Below are 16,850 nucleotides of genomic sequence, written 5' to 3' on the forward strand. Positions count from 1 at the left end.
ATCATGCCCAAACAACAACCTGAAGCGCGTGACGCGCTTTAGGGGCCGGCAAGATCGACACGGACAGGCAGGGCTTTCCATGGCCCTGCCTTTTCCTTTGTGCACTTGCGCTAGGCCGGTAAAGGCGACTATCTCCAAGCTGCTGCTTCGATCGCGCCTGAAAGCGAAACTACCTTGGATTCCCCGCCACCACCCCCGTTGGATCAACCGGTCGTCGCCGAAGAGGCACCGCGCGAGCCGATACTGACGCTGCCTTTGCCGCTGACGGCCTATGTCGTCCTGCTGGCGGTTATCCATCTGCGGGTGCTCCTGCCGCCGGAGCTCGAGAACTGGACCGTCGATGTCTTCGGCTTCATCCCCAAGCGTTACGATTCCTCGCTGGTCAATTTGCAATTCGAGGGCGGTGCCGGTGCGAAGGTCTGGAGCTTCGTCACCTATTCGCTGCTGCATGCCAATCTCACCCATCTCGCCTTCAACGTGCTGTGGCTGCTGCCGTTCGGCAGCGCGCTGGCGCGGCGCTTCGGCACGGTGCGCTTCTTCGTGTTCCTGGCGGTGACGGCCGCCGCCGGTGCGCTCGCCCATCTCGTCACCCACGAGCACGCGGTGGTGCCGATGATCGGCGCCTCGGCCTCGGTGTCGGGCGCGATGGCGGCCGCGATCCGGTTCGCGTTCGTGCGCGGCAGCTTCCTGTCGTTCAGCCGTTCGGATGCCGATACCGCCGCAAAGGTTCCGGCGCTGCCGCTGTTGCAGGCCCTGCGCGACCGGCGCATTCTCGGCTTCCTGGGCGTGTGGTTCGCCCTCAACATCATCTTCGGCGTCGGCGCCATCGGTGTCGAAAGCGACAGTGCGGGCGTCGCCTGGGAGGCGCATATCGGCGGCTTCTTCGCGGGGCTGTTGCTGTTCGCGCTGTTCGATCCCGTGCCGCGCATGCGAAGCGGTGATGCTGCGGATGCGTCATCACAGGACATTTCGAACGGTATTTGAAGCGGCGCTTGCGGTGCGGCCCGAATTCATCCATCATTCCCGGGAAGAATGTTCCGAAGTAGCAAGTCCATAGACGCTGCGCTTCGCAAAGCGCCTGAACGTGAAACCGGCGCCAAAACTGTTAGTTGAAGACTCGCGAACAAGTCCGAACCGCGCAAAGCGGACGGATCCGATTCTGGGAGGCGACAATGACGGTACGTTCCATTCTCAATACCAAGGGCCACCAGATCATGAGCGTCGAGCCCGACGCGAAGCTGGCTGCCGCAGTCAAGCTGCTTGCCGAGAAGAAGATCGGCGCGGTGCTGGTGATGGACCAGAGCCGGCTCGAAGGCATCCTGTCGGAGCGCGACATCGTCCGCGTGCTCGGCGAGCGCGGTGCGGGCGTCCTGGAGGAGCCGGTGAGCCAGGTCATGACCCGCAAGGTCGTCACCTGCAAGGAGACCGACACAGTCGCCGAGCTCATGGAAATGATGACCACCGGCAAGTTCCGCCACCTCCCGGTGCTGGATAACAACAAGGTGGTCGGGCTGATCTCGATCGGCGACATCGTCAAGCGCCGCGTGCAGGAATACGAGTCGGAGCAGGAAGCCCTGCGCGACTACATCAAGACGGCCTGAGCCAGTCTTATTCGACCGGTTTCGGCGCTGTGCCTTTGGGCGCCGGCGCCAGCACGTCGATCGTCTCCTGGATCGACTCCAGCGCGCGTTCGGCGGCGCGGGTGCCGTGCGCGATCAGCTCCTCGGCACGATGGAAGTCGAACCAGCCGAACTGGCCGACCCGTGGCGTGATCAAAAGGTCGGGCGGATCGCCGGCGAGCCGCGCGCGGGTGATGCGGTCCTGCATGATGTTGAAGGCATCCACCATCACCGAGGAGATGCCGGGACGACCGCCGGTGCCGAAAAACTCGCGCTTGACGGTTCTCTCCGGCGAGAAGATGCGCGGAAAGCGCCGCTTGGCCGGGGTCTCCCCGGTCACGGGAGCAACCGGGGAAGGCATCGCGCCGTGCTGATAGATCGTCGTCGAATGGGTGAAGATGTCGGTGGACAGATTGACGGCGATGACGATTTCGGCGCCGAGCGCCCGCGCAGCCGACACCGGCACCGGATTGACCAGCGCGCCGTCGATCAGCCAGCGGTCGCCGATCATCACGGGCGAGAAGATGCCGGGCAGCGCATAGGAGGCGCGCACCGCTTCGACCAGACGCCCGCGCGTCAGCCAGATCTCATGGCCGGTGCGGACCTCGGTCGCGACCGAGGCATACTTCATCGGCAGGTCCTCGATCATGGTCTGGCCGATCGCTTCCTCGAGCCGGCTTGCGAGCTTCTGGCCGCCGATCAGGCCCGAGCCGTCGAGGCGGATATCGAGATAGCCGAGGATGTTGCGCACGCCCTGCAGGCTGCGCGCCCAGTCTTCCAGCGCGTCGAGCCGGTCGGCCGCGTAAGCGCCGCCGACCGCGGCGCCGATCGAGGTGCCGACCACGACATCGGGCACGATGCCGTTGGCCAGCAGCGTCCTCATGATACCGATATGGGCAAAGCCGCGCGCCGCGCCGCCTCCGAGTGCGAGGCCGATGACCGGCCTGCGAATGCTGCCGAGGCCGACCTTCTCGCCATTTGCGCCGTTCACGCCCCGACCTCTCAAGATATCTAGCACCGAAACTCTCCTACTCCGGGCCGTCCTCACTCCAGAGTAGGCGCCGCACGTCTGCTCCGCCAGAAAGAGGGCAAAGCTTAGTTTATAGCGTTCGGGACGCTGGGGGCAGGAGTGTGGCGGAGGCCGGTTGCCTCTGATGTAATCACGCAGGCGTCAAGCGGGTTCCAAAGAACAGCCTCGTGGCCGTATTTCCCGGCGTTTCACAGGCTTGAATTTGCCGCGTTTTCGGTGAAAAGCAGGAGGCATGACTCTCGGGGGTGACGGCATCATCGGATGGCGGCGCGGCGGTAAGCTGCTGCCGGCGCTTGTGGTGACTGCGTGCCTCGGATTCCTCGGGCAAAATGCCGCGCAGGCCCAGCTTTTCTCGGATCGGCCGCCGCCGGTGCCCCCGGCTTCGGTACCCGATCCCGGCGGCGCCGTCAGCCTGGCGCCACCCTCCGGTCCGGGCGCCGGTCCCCTGAGCCTGCCGCCGACCCTGACGCAGCCCAATACGCCCAGCATGCCGCCGCCCGCGGTGTCGACCGTGCCGCCGGCCGCACCGCTCAATGCGGCCGCGCCCGGACAGGCCGTGCTGTCGCTGAGCGCGAAATACGGCAAGGACACGCCTGCAATCACCAGCGGCCTGGTGTGGCGGGTGTTCGCCGATCGTCCCGACGAGAACGGCACCTTCAAGCTGATCCGCGAGGATCGCAACGCGACTCCCAACATCGTGCTGCCGCCGGGCAATTACGTCGTGCACGTCGCCTTCGGCCTCGTCAGCGCGGTGCGCACCGTCAGCCTGAAGGCCGAGACCGACCGCGAATCCTTCGTCCTGCCGGCCGGCGGCCTGCGCATCGAGGGGCGCGTCGGCACCAGCCGGATTCCGCTGAACCAGATCTCGTTTGCGATCTACAAGGGCAGCCAGTTCGAATCCGGCGAGCGTGCCTCGCTGGTGCCGAACGTCGCCGCCGGCGACGTCGTGCTGCTGCCGGAGGGCACCTACTACATCATCTCCAATTACGGCGATGCCAACTCGGTGGTGCGCTCGGACATCCGCGTCCAGGCCGGCAAGCTCACCGACGTCACCATCACCCACCGCGCCGCCGTGATCACGCTCAAGCTCGTCAGCGACAAGGGCGGCGAGGCGCTCGCCAACACCGCCTGGTCGGTGCTGACGCCCGGCGGCGACGTGATCAAGGAATCGATCGGCGCTTTCCCGCGCGTCGTGCTCTCCGAAGGCGAATACCGCGCCATCGCCAAGAACGAAGGCAAGGTCTACGAGCGCGGCTTCAACGTCGTGAACGGCGTCGACGGCGAGGTCGAAGTCGTTGCGCGCTGATCTTTCGCCTCGCCGCGCTCAGCGATTCTCCGTAATATCGTACCGCGCTTCTCATCCAGCGCACGCAAAGCCAATCAGGCGCCGGTGAGCGTCCGCTTACCGGGCATTTCCGTCCTGTGTATCGCTGCAAGCGTACCCAGGCTGCGCCGCGGAGGGATTAGAAACACCGGCGGGATCGGCTTATTCCAGGCGCGATGCGACTTCGTGAGAACCGGTGCAAGATACGCATTTCCGATAATCAATTTCATTCGCTTTCCATCCTGCTGGGTTATATGTCGGCTATCCGTCACAAGCGGGACGCCGGAGCAGGCTTGTATGCCAGCACCGGCAGGAGCAGGGGACCAAGCTCGTCGGCATGTTCGAAGTGATCCTCACCAGGCGCAAACGGTTCGGTTGGCGGTGGCAGGTCTGCGACCAGTCCGGCAAGATATTTGCCGATGGCTTCGAGCGCACGCGGCCGTCCGCAAAATATTATGGCGAGCGCGCGCTATTCTTCCTGTTGTCGCAGGCCCATTTGCACAACCGTTCCGCGGCCGCCAGCGAGGACTAGCGGCGCGAGGAGCCTAGCGCTGCCTGACGGGCAAAACACCCAAACTCTCGGTCAATCCGCACCGCCAAAAATATTCCACTACGAAATTCGGAAACAGCGTATGTGTCGCGCAACCCGGCCCAAGGAAGAGGGGCGTATCGCGATCGTCACGAACGCGGGCCGGATGGCGGTGGACGTGGTCACGTCGGCGCGAAGGGTTTTGCAGGGCGGGTAACCGTGAGCGAAGGCCTCGCGCACACGACCGGTGTGACCTGCGTACGGCGAAATCGTGTGGTCCTGGCGCCCGGGGTCTGTGCGCCAAGGCTTGCGGTGATGCGTTGTGTCCAACCGGACATGCGTATCAGTCATCCGCAAGGCGACGGGGGCAATAGTGCATCGCTCCCGGGGAGAGCGCGACATAAGCCGTAAAGCCACTGCGCAGGGAAGGCCGGTTGTTTGGCTTCACCTGTATGCCGCTGTGCAGCTTTTTCGTAGCGCAAATTCGCACAGTGGACCGCGGGTGCCAGCCGGCACCCGGTCTTCCCTGCGCCCTCATTCAAATGAGGGCAAGGCGACGAAGCAAAGCTCGGGCGAAATGAGCCGCGAGGATGTGAAGGTGTGTCTCGACCTCGTCATTGCGAGGAGCTCTTGCGACGAAGCAATCCAGAGTCTTTCCGCGGAGGGACTCTGGATTGCTTCGCTGCGCTCGCAATGACGGCGTTGATACAGCTGCGTACCAAAATATCGATCTCGCCGTCAGACGCATCGCATTTTAGACGACCGTCATAGTCTCTAAGACACGCTAACCAACACGCGACTTAAAACTGTCATAATCGCCGAATGGAACGCGCATCCCCGCGCTTTTTACAAGCCATTAAGCGGGGTTGCATTGGATGCGGCGGCAAAGTGCGTTGGGGACTGCAATGAGTGCCGCGAAGAAGATGCCGGGCAAACCGGCAACCGAAATGTTCGACGATATCCCGGTGCTTCAGCGTAAATGGCATGCCGCGTTGAAGCCGGGTGACCGGTTGCCGCGCTATGAGGATGTGATGCTCGGCAGCCTCGGACGGCTCGCCGACCATATCGCGTTGCTCAGGGGTGACGGCGCGCTCGAACTCTCGCGCAGCGGTCGCTACGTGCAGAAATGGCTCGGCGAGGAGCGCTGGGACATTCCGGTCGCCGAACTGTCGCCGGATTGCGCCACCGCGCTGTCGGAAGCGGTGGCGAGCGCGCTCAGGAACGGAAAGCCGCACCAGGCCAGCGCCCATTGCGTGCGCGACGGCATGGTCCGGACCTACGATGTGCTGGCATTGCCGACGGCCTCGCGCTGGGGCGCGACGCTGGTCGGCGCCTATGTCAACGAACGCGGCGCGCAATACAATCTGCTCGACGCGATCTTCTCGTCGACCGACGATGCGGTGGTGTCGCTGGCGACCCTGCGCGACGCCGACGGCGCGCCGTTCGATCTGCAGGTCGTGCACCACAACAAGAGCGCCGGGCTGCTGCTGAAGCTCGCAAGCGGAAGTCTGCTGTGGCGGCGGATCGGCGAGGGCAACACGTTGTTGGCCTTGCCCGAGATCATGAATTTTCTGCTCAAGGCCGTCTCCGGTGGCCGCGGCGAGCAGCTCGAGATCGAGCACGAGGGCCGTCATCTCCGGCTCGGCGCCACCGCCTTCGCCGACGTGGTCTCGTTGACGATCTCGGACGTCACCGCCTTGAAGCGTCGCGACGCCTCGTTCCGGCTGCTGTTCGACAACAACCCGATGCCGATGTGGGTGTTCGACGCCGAGACGAAGCAATTCATCAGCGTCAACGATGCCGCAGTCCAGCACTACGGCTATAGCCGCGCCGCGTTCCTGCGCACGAAGCTGCACGAGATCTGGCCCGAGGACGAATGGGACAGCCACGCCGAGGCGCTTGAGCGCATCGGCGACGCCTATCATTCCTCGCGCAACTGGCGGCACCTGCGCGCCGATGGCAGCGAAATCGAGGTGTTGACTTTCGGCCGCCGCGTCGCCTTCGACGATCGCGACGGCTATCTGGTCGCGGTCGTCGACATCACCGAGCGGCGCAAGGCGGAGGCGCGGATCGCGCACATGGCTCATCATGACGGTCTCACCGATCTGCCGAACCGCGAATACTTTCAGGAACGCTTGAAGCAGGCGCTCGAGCAGGCCGGCGGCAAGCGTGTCGGCGTGCTCTATATCGACCTCGACCTGTTCAAGAACATCAACGATTCCTTCGGGCATCCGGCGGGCGATCGTCTGCTGAAGGAGGTCGCCGAACGCCTGACCAGCGCGGTCCGCGGCGCCAATCTCGCAGCAAGGCTCGGCGGTGACGAGTTCGCCGTGATCCTGAGGGCCGACGTCTCGCCGAACGAGGCCAGCGCCTGTGCAGCCCTGCTGATCGACATGCTGAAAGCGCCCTACGACATCGACGGACAGGAGATGGTGATCGGCGCCAGCATCGGCATCGCACTGTCGCCGGGCGACGGCGTCACGTCGGAGGAGTTGATGCGCAACGCCGATATGGCGCTGTACCGGGCGAAGTCCGACGGTGGCGGCATCCACCATTTCTTCGAGCGCGAGATGGATCTCCAGGCGCAGAAGCGCCGCGACATGGAGCTCGATCTACGCCGTGCCTTTGCGAATGGCGAATTCGAGCTGCACTACCAGCCCCTGGTCTCGATCGCCTCCGACCGCATCTCAGGCTTCGAATCGCTGCTGCGCTGGCATCATCCCGACAAGGGCATGATCTCGCCGGTGGAGTTCATTCCGGTCGCGGAGGACATCGGCCTGATCGCCCAGCTCGGCGAGTGGGTGCTGCGCGAGGCCTGCGCCGAAGCGGTGAAGTGGCCATCTGACGTCAAGGTCGCGGTCAATCTGTCGCCGGCGCAATTCCGCGGCCGCAACCTGGTTCAGGTCGTGATCTCAGCGCTGGCGCAATCCGGCCTGTCGCCGAAGCGGCTCGAGCTGGAGATCACCGAGTCGATCTTCCTAGCCGAGACCGACGCCAATCTCGCGATCCTGCATCAATTGCGCGAGCTCGGTGTCAGCATCTCCATGGATGATTTCGGCACCGGCTATTCCAGCCTCAGCTATCTTCGCAGCTTTCCCTTCGACAAGATCAAGATCGACCGCTCCTTCGTGAAGGACTTGGCCCAGCGGCCCGATTGCGTCGCGATCGTACGTGCCATCTCCGGCCTCGGCCGCAGCCTCAATATCACCACGACCGCGGAAGGCGTCGAGACCGAGGACCAGCTCGACTGGCTGCGGGCCGAAGGCTGCAACGAGGTGCAGGGTTTTCTGTTCAGCGCGGCGCGGCCGGCGGCCGAGATCGCAAAACTGCTGGCCGATTTCGGCCAGCGTGCCTCACGGGCGGCGTAGCTCCGGCGGAAAGGTGTCGTAGACCAGCGCCTTGAATGCGGGCGTGATGCGACCGCGCTCGTTCTGGGTCTGCTGCATCAGCACGTAGACCATGTCGAGCTTGGGATCGACCCCGAAATAGGTGCCGCTGCCACTGTCCCATTTCAATTCGCCGATCGATCCCGGCGGCGGCGGCTTTGCATTGCCGGGGTCGGTGCGCACAGCGAGACCGTAGCCATAACCAAAGCCATCACCAGGGAAATAGAAGTAATCGCGGCCGACGCCGGAGCCCGGTCCGATCTGGTCGGTGGTCATGTCCTTGAAGGCGGCCGGGCTGAGATAGCGCTTGCTGTCGAACTCGCCGCCGTTGAGCAGCATTTGCGAGAAGCGCTGATAGTCGGTGATGGTCGAGAGCAGGCCGCCGCCGCCGGATTGCCATTCCGGATGGTCGAGACGCTCGCGCTCGGCATCGAGCAGGATCTGGTCGGTCGGCAGCGGCCGCGCCATGCGTTCGAGCTCGTCGGGCGTCGCCAGCACGAATTTGGTATTGGTCATGCCGAGCGGATCGAAGATGCGCTGCTCCAAGGCGTCGTACAACGTCTGCCCTGTGATGATCTCGATGACGCTGCCGAGCACGTCGGTGGAATGACCGTAGCGCCACAGCGTGCCGGGCTGGCGCGCCAACGGCAGCTTGGCGATGCGATCTGCGAATTCCCTGTTGTTGAAGGAGCCCTCGAAAATGTTGGCTGCCTTGTAGGCAAGCTCGACCCATTTGCCGCCGATATAGTCGTAGCTGATGCCCGAGGTGTGCCGCATCAGGTCCCGGATCGTCACCGGGTGGACCGGCGGCACCAGGTCGAGCGCCAGCGAGCCGTCGGGCTTCGTGACCTCGAGTCCCACCTTGGTGCCGGCGAACAGGGGGATGTATTTCGAGACGGGATCGCTGAGCGCAAGCTTGCCCTCGTCGATCAGCATCATCGCGGCCAGGCTGGTGATCGGCTTGGTCATGGAATGAATGGCGAAGAACGTGTCCGGTGTCATGGACAGCCGTGTCCTGACGTCGCGCACGCCGAACAGCTTGAAATAAACCGGCTTGCCGTGCTGCTGGATCAGGACGATCGCGCCCGGCAATCGGCCGGTGGTGACCTCGTTTTCGAAGAAGGCGGTGATGCGTCGCAGCCCGTCGGCGGAGGGGGCGGGGATATCGGTGGCGCCGCTCCGCGCCATCGTGCCGGCCAGCATCGCGGCCCCGACCAGAAATTCACGGCGCTTCATCCGGGCTTCCTCCCCCGTCGGGAACAAAGCCGCAAGGCGTTCGAGCCGTCAACAAGACTTCGATTAAAAACGCGTCACGATTTCAGAGAGGATCGGTCGCGGACGATCCTCGCTCGGCTTGGTCGGCGTGCCGATGTGGACGAGGCCGGCGAGCTTTTCGTCCGCCTTGAGGCCAAGCCCGTCCAGCACATCGCGATCGAACGAGAACCAGCCGGTCAGCCAGCAAGCGCCGTAGCCGAGCGCGGTCGCGGCCGTGACGATATTCATCACGCTGGCGCCGGCGGAGAGCTCCTGCTCCCACGCCGGCACCTTGGGATGCGGCTTGGTGAAGCTGACGATGCCGACCACCAACGGCGCATCGGTGAGGCGCTTGCGCTCGGTCTCGATGTCGGCTGCGGACGCGCCGGGCTTCTTCCGCGCAAAGACCTTCGCGATCACTTCGCCGGCGCGCTGGCGTGCATCGCCTTCGAAAATAATGAAGCGCCAGGGCGCGAGCTTGCCGTGATCGGGCACCCGCGCGCCGATGGTGAGAATGGTCTCGAGCTCGGCCGGCGAGGGGCCGGGGCCGGTCATCTCGCGCGGCTTGACCGAGCGGCGGGTCTTCAGGAGTTCGATGGCGTCGGGCACTGCATTTACCTCTTCGGCTGGTCGTCGGGAGTGCAGTCCCCACATAGGAACGCACGCCCGCAACCGAAAGCGAGTTTAGATCGATTTCAGGGATCAGGCCGTATCGCGCATCCGCCGAACGTCCGGCGGGGTCGCCTCGTCGACCAGCGCGGCGATCGCCTCGGCGGTCGTCATCACCTTCTGGCCGTCGCTGCCGAGGCGGCGGACGGAGACCGAATGCGTCTCCGCTTCCTTCTTGCCGACCACGAGCAGCGCGGGGATCTTGGCCAGCGAATGCTCGCGGACCTTGTAGTTGATCTTTTCGTTGCGCAGGTCGATCTCGACCCGAAGCCCTGCGCGCCGCGCCTGCTCCAGCACCTGCTTGGCGTATTCGTCGCCTTCCGAGGTGATGGTCGTGACCACCGCCTGCACCGGCGAGAGCCAGAGCGGGAAGTTGCCGGCATAGTGCTCGATCAGGATGCCGATATAGCGCTCCATCGAGCCGCAGATCGCACGGTGCACCATGACAGGCGGTTTCTTGCCGCCGTCATGGTCGATGTAGAACGCGCCGAACCGCTCCGGCAGGTTGAAGTCGACCTGCGTGGTGCCGCATTGCCAGTCGCGGCCGATGGCGTCGCGCAGCACATATTCGAACTTCGGCCCGTAGAAGGCGCCTTCGCCCGGATTGATCTCGGTCTTGATATGGTTGTTCTGCGCCTGGATTTCGCGCAGCACGGTCGCCATAACGCGTTCGGCGTGATCCCACATCGCATCGGTGCCGACGCGCTTCTCCGGCCGGGTCGACAGCTTCACCGTGAGCTCGCCGGTGAAGCCGAAATCGGCATAGGTCGAGAGGATCAGGTCGTTGATCTTCAGACACTCGTCCGCAAGCTGATCCTCGGTGCAGAAGATATGCGCATCGTCCTGGGTGAAGCCGCGCACGCGCATCAGGCCGTGCATGGCGCCGGACGGCTCGTAGCGATGCACCACGCCGAATTCGGCGAGGCGCAGCGGCAGGTCGCGGTAGCTCTTCAGGCCGTGTTTGAAGATCTGGACGTGACCGGGGCAGTTCATCGGCTTGAGCGCAAACCAGCGCTTGTCCTCGGCCTCATCGCCGGCCGACTGCGCCGCGAACATGTTCTCGCGATACCAGCCCCAATGGCCGGAGGTCTCCCACAGCGATTTGTCAAGGATCTGCGGCGCGTTGACCTCGCTATAGTCGCCGGTCAGGCGTCGCCGCATATAGGCGATCAGCTGCTGGAAGATGGTCCAGCCTTTCGGGTGCCAGAACACGACGCCCGGACCTTCCTCCTGGAAATGGAAGAGGTCGAGCTCGCGCCCGAGCTTGCGATGATCGCGCTTCTCGGCTTCCTCGATCTGCTTCAGGTAAGCGTCGAGGTCCTCCTGCTTGGCGAACGCCGTGCCGTAGATGCGTGTCAGCATCGGATTGTTGCTATCGCCGCGCCAATAGGCGCCGGCCACCTTCATCAGCCTGAAGGCGTTGCCGACCTTGCCGGTCGAGGTCATGTGCGGGCCGCGGCAGAGATCGAACCAGTCGCCCTGGTAATAGATCTTGATCGGCTCGGTGCCGGGAATGGCGTCGACCAGCTCGACCTTGAACGCCTCGCCCTTGTCGCGGAACACCTGCTTTGTTTTCTCGCGGTCCCAGACTTCCTTCGTGAAAGGTTTGTCGCGCGCGATGATCTCGCGCATCTTCTTCTCGATCGCGGCGAAGTCGTCCGGCGTGAACGGCTCATTGCGGAAGAAGTCGTAGTAGAAACCGTTCTCGATCACCGGGCCGATGGTGACCTGAGTGCCCGGCCACAGCGACTGCACGGCCTCCGCCAGCACATGCGCGCAGTCGTGGCGGATCAGCTCGAGCGCGCGCGGATCATCGCGGTTGACGAGTTCGATCTTCGCATCGGCGTCGATCGGATCGTTGAGGTCTGCGAGCACGCCGTCGAGCGCCATCGCCACCGTGCGCTTGGCCAGCGACGGCGAGATGCCCTTGGCGATCTCCATGCCGGTCGTGCTTTTGGCGTATTCGCGCCGGGCGCCATCGGGGAAGGTGAGGGTGATTTTCTCCGGCGGGGTCACGGGTCTCAGATTGCTGAGGCTGTACTGGAAGCCGGATTCGGACTTGGGTTGCTCGGACTTGGGGTCCTTGGGCTGGTCGGACATTGCTTTTCTCCTGAGGCTCACTCCTGCGAACGAGCGCAGGTAAGCGGGAACGAGCGATATATCAGGCGATTCGGCCTGTGCAATCCGGCAATTCCAAGAAAGTGGCGCGCAAAAGCCGGGGCAGCGCTCCAACTATTTCGAGCGGCGGTCTTTTACTGGCCGCCGGGTTGTTCTACATGCAGTTGCATGGAAAATCCTCGCGCCGGCCATTTCACGCCAACCGCCCTGATGCTTGGCAATCTCGTCACTGGTTGCTCGGTGCTGGCTCCGGCGGGGATGCTGCCGGAATTGTCCGCGGGGCTCGGCATCAGCATCCGTGCGGCCGGGCTGCTCATCACCTTCGGCGCGATCACGCTGTGCATCGGCTCGCCGCTGACGGCATGGCTGACCAGCCGCATCGAACGGCGGATCTTGCTAACCACCACGCTCGCGGTGCTCGCCCTTGGCAATCTCGCCTCGGCCTTTGCGCCCGACTATGCAAGCCTTCTCGTCATCCGCCTGGGGATGCTTGCCGTCGGTGCACTCTACACCCCGCAGGCTGCCGGCACGGCGGCTCTGATCGTGCCGGCGGAGCGGCGTGGCAGCACGATTGCCTACATCTTCCTCGGCTGGTCCTTGGCTGCCGCGGTCGGCCTTCCGCTGATCACCTTCATCGCCAGCCGCTATGGCTGGCGCGCCGCCTATAGCGGGATTGGCGCACTCGGCTGCGTCAGCTTCCTGTTGCTGCTGCTGCGCCTGCCAGCCGGCTTGAAGGGCACGCCGGTCGACCTGAAAACCTGGAGCGAGGTCGGGCGCAACAAGACGATCCTGCTGCTGCTCGCGATCACGATGCTGCAGATGTCCGGACAATTCGCGGTGTTCACCTTCATGGGCCCACTGCTCAAGAAGCTGACCGACGCGAGCCCGGACGCGATCGGCGTTGTGTTCGGCATCTATGGCGTGTGCGGTTTCCTCGGCGTCGTGGTGGCGACCCGCATCGTCGACACATGGGGGCCGTACCGAACCTCGTTGCTGTTCACGTGCCTGTTACTCGCGGGCATCACCGGGTGGGCGCTGAGCGCGGGCACGCTCGTGTCGATGGCGATCGCGGTGGCGATCTGGGGACTTGGCTTTGCCTCGACCAACTCGATGCAGCAGGTGCGGCTGGTCGCGGCGGCGCCGCCGCTTGCGTCCGCGACCGTCGCGCTCAATACGTCCGTCCTCTATATCGGCCAGGCCATCGGCTCGGCCGTCGGAGGGCTGCTGTTTGCCCGCGAACTGCTGCACAGCACAGGTTTCGTGGCGGTCGGCTTTGTCGTGCTGGCGCTGGTCCTGGTGCTTGTGAGCCGTCCCCGGCCGGCTGCTGCCGCCCCGGGCTGAAGCAGGCATTTCCTGTGCAAGGCGCTTGGCAAACCGCGCGGGAGAGCGCTAGAACGCCCGTCATGGGGACCAAAGAGAGTTGACTGAAATGAGGATGATTCTGGCGGTTGCCGCGGTGCTCTATTCAGCCTCCGCGTTTGCGCAGACCGACAAGCCACCGATGGTGGGGGACAAGCCGCTGGTGCAGGTGAAGCCCAAGGGCACCAAAGCGGGCGCCCAAGAAGCTGCCGCCAAGCCGGTTGCAGCGCCAAAGGGCAAGCCGCAATCGGTCGCGGCTCGGCTTCAGGCCTGTCTCGATACTGACGACGGCACCAAGGACCGGCTCAACTGCTACGACGCCATCATCCCGCCGGCGCCCAAGCCGAAGCCCGCGAAGGCCAAGGGCTATGCCGATTGCCGCTTCTTCAAGGAAGAGGACGAGCGGCTGGCCTGCTTCAACGGCTTTGCCGAGAGCATTCCGAAGCTGCCAAAAACCTGAGATCAAGAACTGAGGTCCGAGAGCCGGGCCCAGCAGTCAGCGCGGCGAATGCCGGCGCGCGCAAAATTCAGACTAACGGCTTGACGCGGAAGAGCCGGTGGCTGCGACGCGCGTCAACGCCAGCGCCGGCGTTGCCGACATCTTCACCAGGACGTCCTTGAGCGGGTATTGCGTCCACGCGCGGTTGACGTAGTCGCGGTGGGTAATGCCGTCGCCGGTTTCGACGAACACGACACTCCCGGGACGCAGGGGTCCATCCATGTCCTCGGAAACATTGATGCCCTTCTGTCGCAACATGCTCATCAGCTCGCGGTCGCGCCGTGCGGTGTAGTGAGTATAGGAGCTGACGAAGAAGCCGGTGCGATGGCTCTCGATCCAGGACGCGAACTTGTCCATTTCGCCATAGACCGCATCAAGCAGCACGACGCCGCGGACGCGATCGCTGATGCCGCCGACCTCGAGGCTCCAGGCGGTCGGCAGGAAGCCGCCGCTATAGCCGACGATCACGATCGGCATGTTGGCAAAGGCACGTGCGCTGTTGGGATCGCCGGTCAACTGCGCGAGATGGCTGGCTGACTCTTCCATGAAGCGCTTGAGGCCACCGGGCTGCCAGAATTTTCCAGCGCTGGAATCTGCGGCATCGACGGCCATCTGCGGCGCGAGCAGTACGGCATTGGCGCCGGAATCGCTGATTTGCTGCGGCACCAGCTGGCGGTCGCGCACGTCGCGTTCGAGCGTTGCGCCGTTGCCGTGGAAGAACACCACGATCACGCCAGGCTTGCGCATGTCGAAATGCTCGGGGACGTGCATCAGCACGCGGCTGTCGTTGTAGGTTTCGTCCTGCCAGAACACGCGCCCCGAGTAGCTCCGGTGGCCGCGGCGGTCGCCCTTGGTGATGTTCAGGAAGGGCGCGTCAGACGCAGGGTTGTTGCCGAAATAAGGGAAGGCCGAGGACTTCATGCTGACGAGCGCCGTGAGGTCCTCGCGCGCCGGACGTTGATAGGGGACCTGCGGCGCGAGCGAGGCGACCTTGTACGGCGCCTGCTCCGGCTGTTGCTGCACGGCGCGCTTGGGCGAGAAGTCCGACATCTGCCGTTGCAGGAAGCTCTCGCTCGCCGAGGGGAAGCGCTCCCTGAACTGTGGGGCCGGGAAGCGTTCCTCGAAAGTATCGCCACTGGCGAGTTGCGAATTGGTCTTGGCGACGGTCTGATTGACCGGGACATTGGCCTGCGAGTTTGCGGCGAGCGCCGCCGGATTGGGAGCTTGGCCGCATTGAACCAAGGTCAACGACAATGGCACCAAGCCTGAGATCAGGGCGAGCCGAAGCGCACGACCACGCACGCCCGGCACCTCGACCAGGTCAGCACGCACGTTTGCTTTCACTTTCGGAACGGCCCCGACCATCCACCCATGACCCCAAAGTCACGACCAAGTCACGTCCATCGGCATTCCCAAGTCAATTGAGCCGACTGGCGTTTAGGCGACGTTAAGTGTCCGGAGAAACTTCCCCACATCCGGGACGATCAAAAAAGACCACGCAATCATGTCGCGATTGTGGGAGGGGGGCACGTATTTTAGCCACCAGCTGCGGGTTTATCAGCCAAAGGAGGGCACAAAAGGTGGCTGATTACCTGTCTTGGCCGCCTCATTTAACCCTTCTTAACCCTGCTTGAATTGACTGGACCAATCTGCACGATGCCTCCAAGGAGGCGGACTCCTGAGGCCAAGGACCCAGATGACGGCATCAGATGCGGGAATCGCGCCCTTGACCGGGCGGCTGACCGGCGCCTCCGGGGTTTCCGTTCTGGTCGCGACCGCGATCGTCGTTGCCGACATGATCGGGGTCGGCGTCTTCACGAGCCTCGGCTTTCAGGTCAAGGACATCCCCTCGGGCTTCTCGATCCTCGCGCTGTGGACGGTCGGTGGCATCGTCGCGCTGTGCGGCGTGTTCTCCTACAGCGAGTTGGGCGCGATGTTTCCTCGCTCGAGCGGGGAGTATAATCTCCTCGGCCGTGCCTATCATCCGGCCTTCGGCTTTCTCGCCGGCTGGGTTTCGGCGACGGTCGGCTTTGCCGCGCCCGTAGCGCTCGCGGCCATGGCTTTCGGCGAATACGCCAAGTCCGTGATACCTGAGGTGCCGTCGATCCCGCTCGCGATCGGCGTGGTGTGGCTGGTCTCGATCGTGCAATTGACCGGCGTCAAGCACTCCTCGAGCTTCCAGCTGATCTCGACCATCCTCAAGGTCGTGCTGATTGTCGCCTTCCTCGTTGCAGGATTTGTCGTCGGTACGCCGCAGTCGATCTCCTTTGCGCCCCACGCCGGTGATCTCGCCCAGATCGCGAGTGCGCCCTTCGCGATCGGGCTTGTCTTCGTGATGTACTCGTTCTCGGGCTGGAACGCCGCGACTTACATCATCGGCGAGATGAACACGCCGCAGCAGAGCCTGCCGCGCGCGCTGCTCGCGGGCACGCTGATCGTGCTGGTGCTGTATGTCGCGCTCAACGCGGTGTTCCTGTACTCAACGCCAATCAGCGCGTTGGCCGGCCAGCTCGACGTCGCAAGCGTTGCCGGCAGCGCGATCTTCGGAGGCCTCGGCGGCCGGATCGTCGGTGCGATGATCTGCGTCGGCCTGATCTCCTCGATCAGCGCGATGATGTGGATCGGCCCGCGCGTGATGATGACGATGGGAGAGGACATTCCAGCTCTCCGCGTGTTCTCGAAACGATCGGTGAGGGGCGCGCCGGCCTATGCAATCCTGTTTCAGCTCGCGGTCGCCAATCTCCTGCTGTTCACGCGCAGCTTCGAAGCGGTGCTGGACTTCATCCAGTTCTCGCTGCTGTTCTGCTCGTTCTTCACGGTTGCCGGCGTCATCAAGCTGCGCATCACCGATCCCGACCTGCCGCGACCCTATCGCGCCTGGGGATACCCGTTCACGTCGGTTATCTTCCTGCTCGTGACCGCGTCCATGATGTACTACCTCTTGACCGAGCGGCCGGTGCAGTCGCTGTCGGGGATGCTCGTCATGCTCTCGGGCCTGTTGATTTATGCAGTTTTCCGCAGGCGGCCGGTCGCCGCTGCCGCGTCACACAATCGCGAATAGCC

13 protein-coding genes are annotated in these 16,850 nt (G+C 64.0%); 8 read left to right on the forward strand and 5 right to left on the reverse strand.

Features of this window, described 5'->3' with window-relative positions:
• Nucleotides 1-174: 174 nt before the first annotated feature.
• Nucleotides 175-984, forward strand: coding sequence for a rhomboid family intramembrane serine protease (locus ACTGJ9_RS20635; RefSeq protein ID WP_456672625.1), 810 nt, complete (start codon nucleotides 175-177; stop codon nucleotides 982-984).
• A gap of 188 nt (nucleotides 985-1,172) precedes the next feature.
• Complete coding sequence (locus ACTGJ9_RS20640; protein ID WP_456672626.1) at nucleotides 1,173-1,601, forward strand: CBS domain-containing protein; 429 nt, start codon at nucleotides 1,173-1,175, stop codon at nucleotides 1,599-1,601.
• Nucleotides 1,602-1,608: 7 nt separating this feature from the next.
• On the opposite strand, the gene ACTGJ9_RS20645 is transcribed toward ACTGJ9_RS20640, so the two are convergent.
• Complete coding sequence (locus ACTGJ9_RS20645; RefSeq protein ID WP_456672627.1) at nucleotides 1,609-2,637, reverse strand: patatin-like phospholipase family protein; 1,029 nt, start codon at nucleotides 2,635-2,637, stop codon at nucleotides 1,609-1,611.
• A gap of 244 nt (nucleotides 2,638-2,881) precedes the next feature.
• Between ACTGJ9_RS20645 and ACTGJ9_RS20650 the strand changes: the two genes are divergently transcribed.
• From ACTGJ9_RS20650 to ACTGJ9_RS20660, 3 genes are all read left to right on the forward strand, one after another.
• Nucleotides 2,882-3,955 (forward strand): hypothetical protein, encoded by a 1,074-nt coding sequence (locus ACTGJ9_RS20650; protein ID WP_456672628.1) that lies wholly within the window; start codon nucleotides 2,882-2,884, stop codon nucleotides 3,953-3,955.
• A gap of 355 nt (nucleotides 3,956-4,310) precedes the next feature.
• Complete coding sequence (locus ACTGJ9_RS20655) at nucleotides 4,311-4,505, forward strand: hypothetical protein (protein WP_200473478.1); 195 nt, start codon at nucleotides 4,311-4,313, stop codon at nucleotides 4,503-4,505.
• Nucleotides 4,506-5,407: 902 nt separating this feature from the next.
• On the forward strand, nucleotides 5,408-7,870 hold the full coding sequence (locus ACTGJ9_RS20660) for a putative bifunctional diguanylate cyclase/phosphodiesterase (protein ID WP_456672629.1): 2,463 nt from the start codon (nucleotides 5,408-5,410) through the stop codon (nucleotides 7,868-7,870).
• Here ACTGJ9_RS20660 and ACTGJ9_RS20665 read toward each other — a convergent pair.
• From ACTGJ9_RS20665 to thrS, 3 genes are all read right to left on the reverse strand, one after another.
• Nucleotides 7,856-9,124, reverse strand: a complete 1,269-nt coding sequence (locus ACTGJ9_RS20665) for a serine hydrolase domain-containing protein (RefSeq protein ID WP_456672630.1) — start codon at nucleotides 9,122-9,124, stop codon at nucleotides 7,856-7,858. The two genes, ACTGJ9_RS20660 and ACTGJ9_RS20665, sit on opposite strands and share 15 nt — an antisense overlap.
• A 63-nt stretch (nucleotides 9,125-9,187) precedes the next feature.
• Nucleotides 9,188-9,751, reverse strand: a complete 564-nt coding sequence (locus ACTGJ9_RS20670) for a nitroreductase family protein (RefSeq protein WP_456672631.1) — start codon at nucleotides 9,749-9,751, stop codon at nucleotides 9,188-9,190.
• A 93-nt stretch (nucleotides 9,752-9,844) separates the two neighbouring features.
• On the reverse strand, nucleotides 9,845-11,911 hold the full coding sequence (thrS, locus tag ACTGJ9_RS20675; RefSeq protein ID WP_456672632.1) for a threonine--tRNA ligase: 2,067 nt from the start codon (nucleotides 11,909-11,911) through the stop codon (nucleotides 9,845-9,847).
• Nucleotides 11,912-12,097: 186 nt separating this feature from the next.
• Here thrS and ACTGJ9_RS20680 point away from each other — a divergent pair, with 186 nt between their 5' ends.
• A complete protein-coding gene (locus tag ACTGJ9_RS20680; protein ID WP_456672633.1) occupies nucleotides 12,098-13,270 on the forward strand; it encodes an MFS transporter in 1,173 nt (390 codons plus the stop codon).
• An 88-nt stretch (nucleotides 13,271-13,358) separates the two neighbouring features.
• Nucleotides 13,359-13,748, forward strand: coding sequence for a hypothetical protein (locus tag ACTGJ9_RS20685; protein ID WP_456672634.1), 390 nt, complete (start codon nucleotides 13,359-13,361; stop codon nucleotides 13,746-13,748).
• A 72-nt stretch (nucleotides 13,749-13,820) separates the two neighbouring features.
• On the opposite strand, the gene ACTGJ9_RS20690 is transcribed toward ACTGJ9_RS20685, so the two are convergent.
• Nucleotides 13,821-15,152: an alpha/beta hydrolase gene (locus ACTGJ9_RS20690; RefSeq protein ID WP_456672635.1), complete on the reverse strand. Its 1,332-nt coding sequence runs from the start codon at nucleotides 15,150-15,152 to the stop codon at nucleotides 13,821-13,823.
• Nucleotides 15,153-15,483: 331 nt separating this feature from the next.
• Between ACTGJ9_RS20690 and ACTGJ9_RS20695 the strand changes: the two genes are divergently transcribed.
• Nucleotides 15,484-16,848, forward strand: coding sequence for an APC family permease (locus ACTGJ9_RS20695; RefSeq protein WP_456672636.1), 1,365 nt, complete (start codon nucleotides 15,484-15,486; stop codon nucleotides 16,846-16,848).
• Nucleotides 16,849-16,850: the final 2 nt, after the last annotated feature.

The sequence above is a fragment of the Bradyrhizobium sp. RDM12 genome (genome assembly GCF_051917485.1).
In the GTDB taxonomy this organism is placed as follows: domain Bacteria; phylum Pseudomonadota; class Alphaproteobacteria; order Rhizobiales; family Xanthobacteraceae; genus Bradyrhizobium.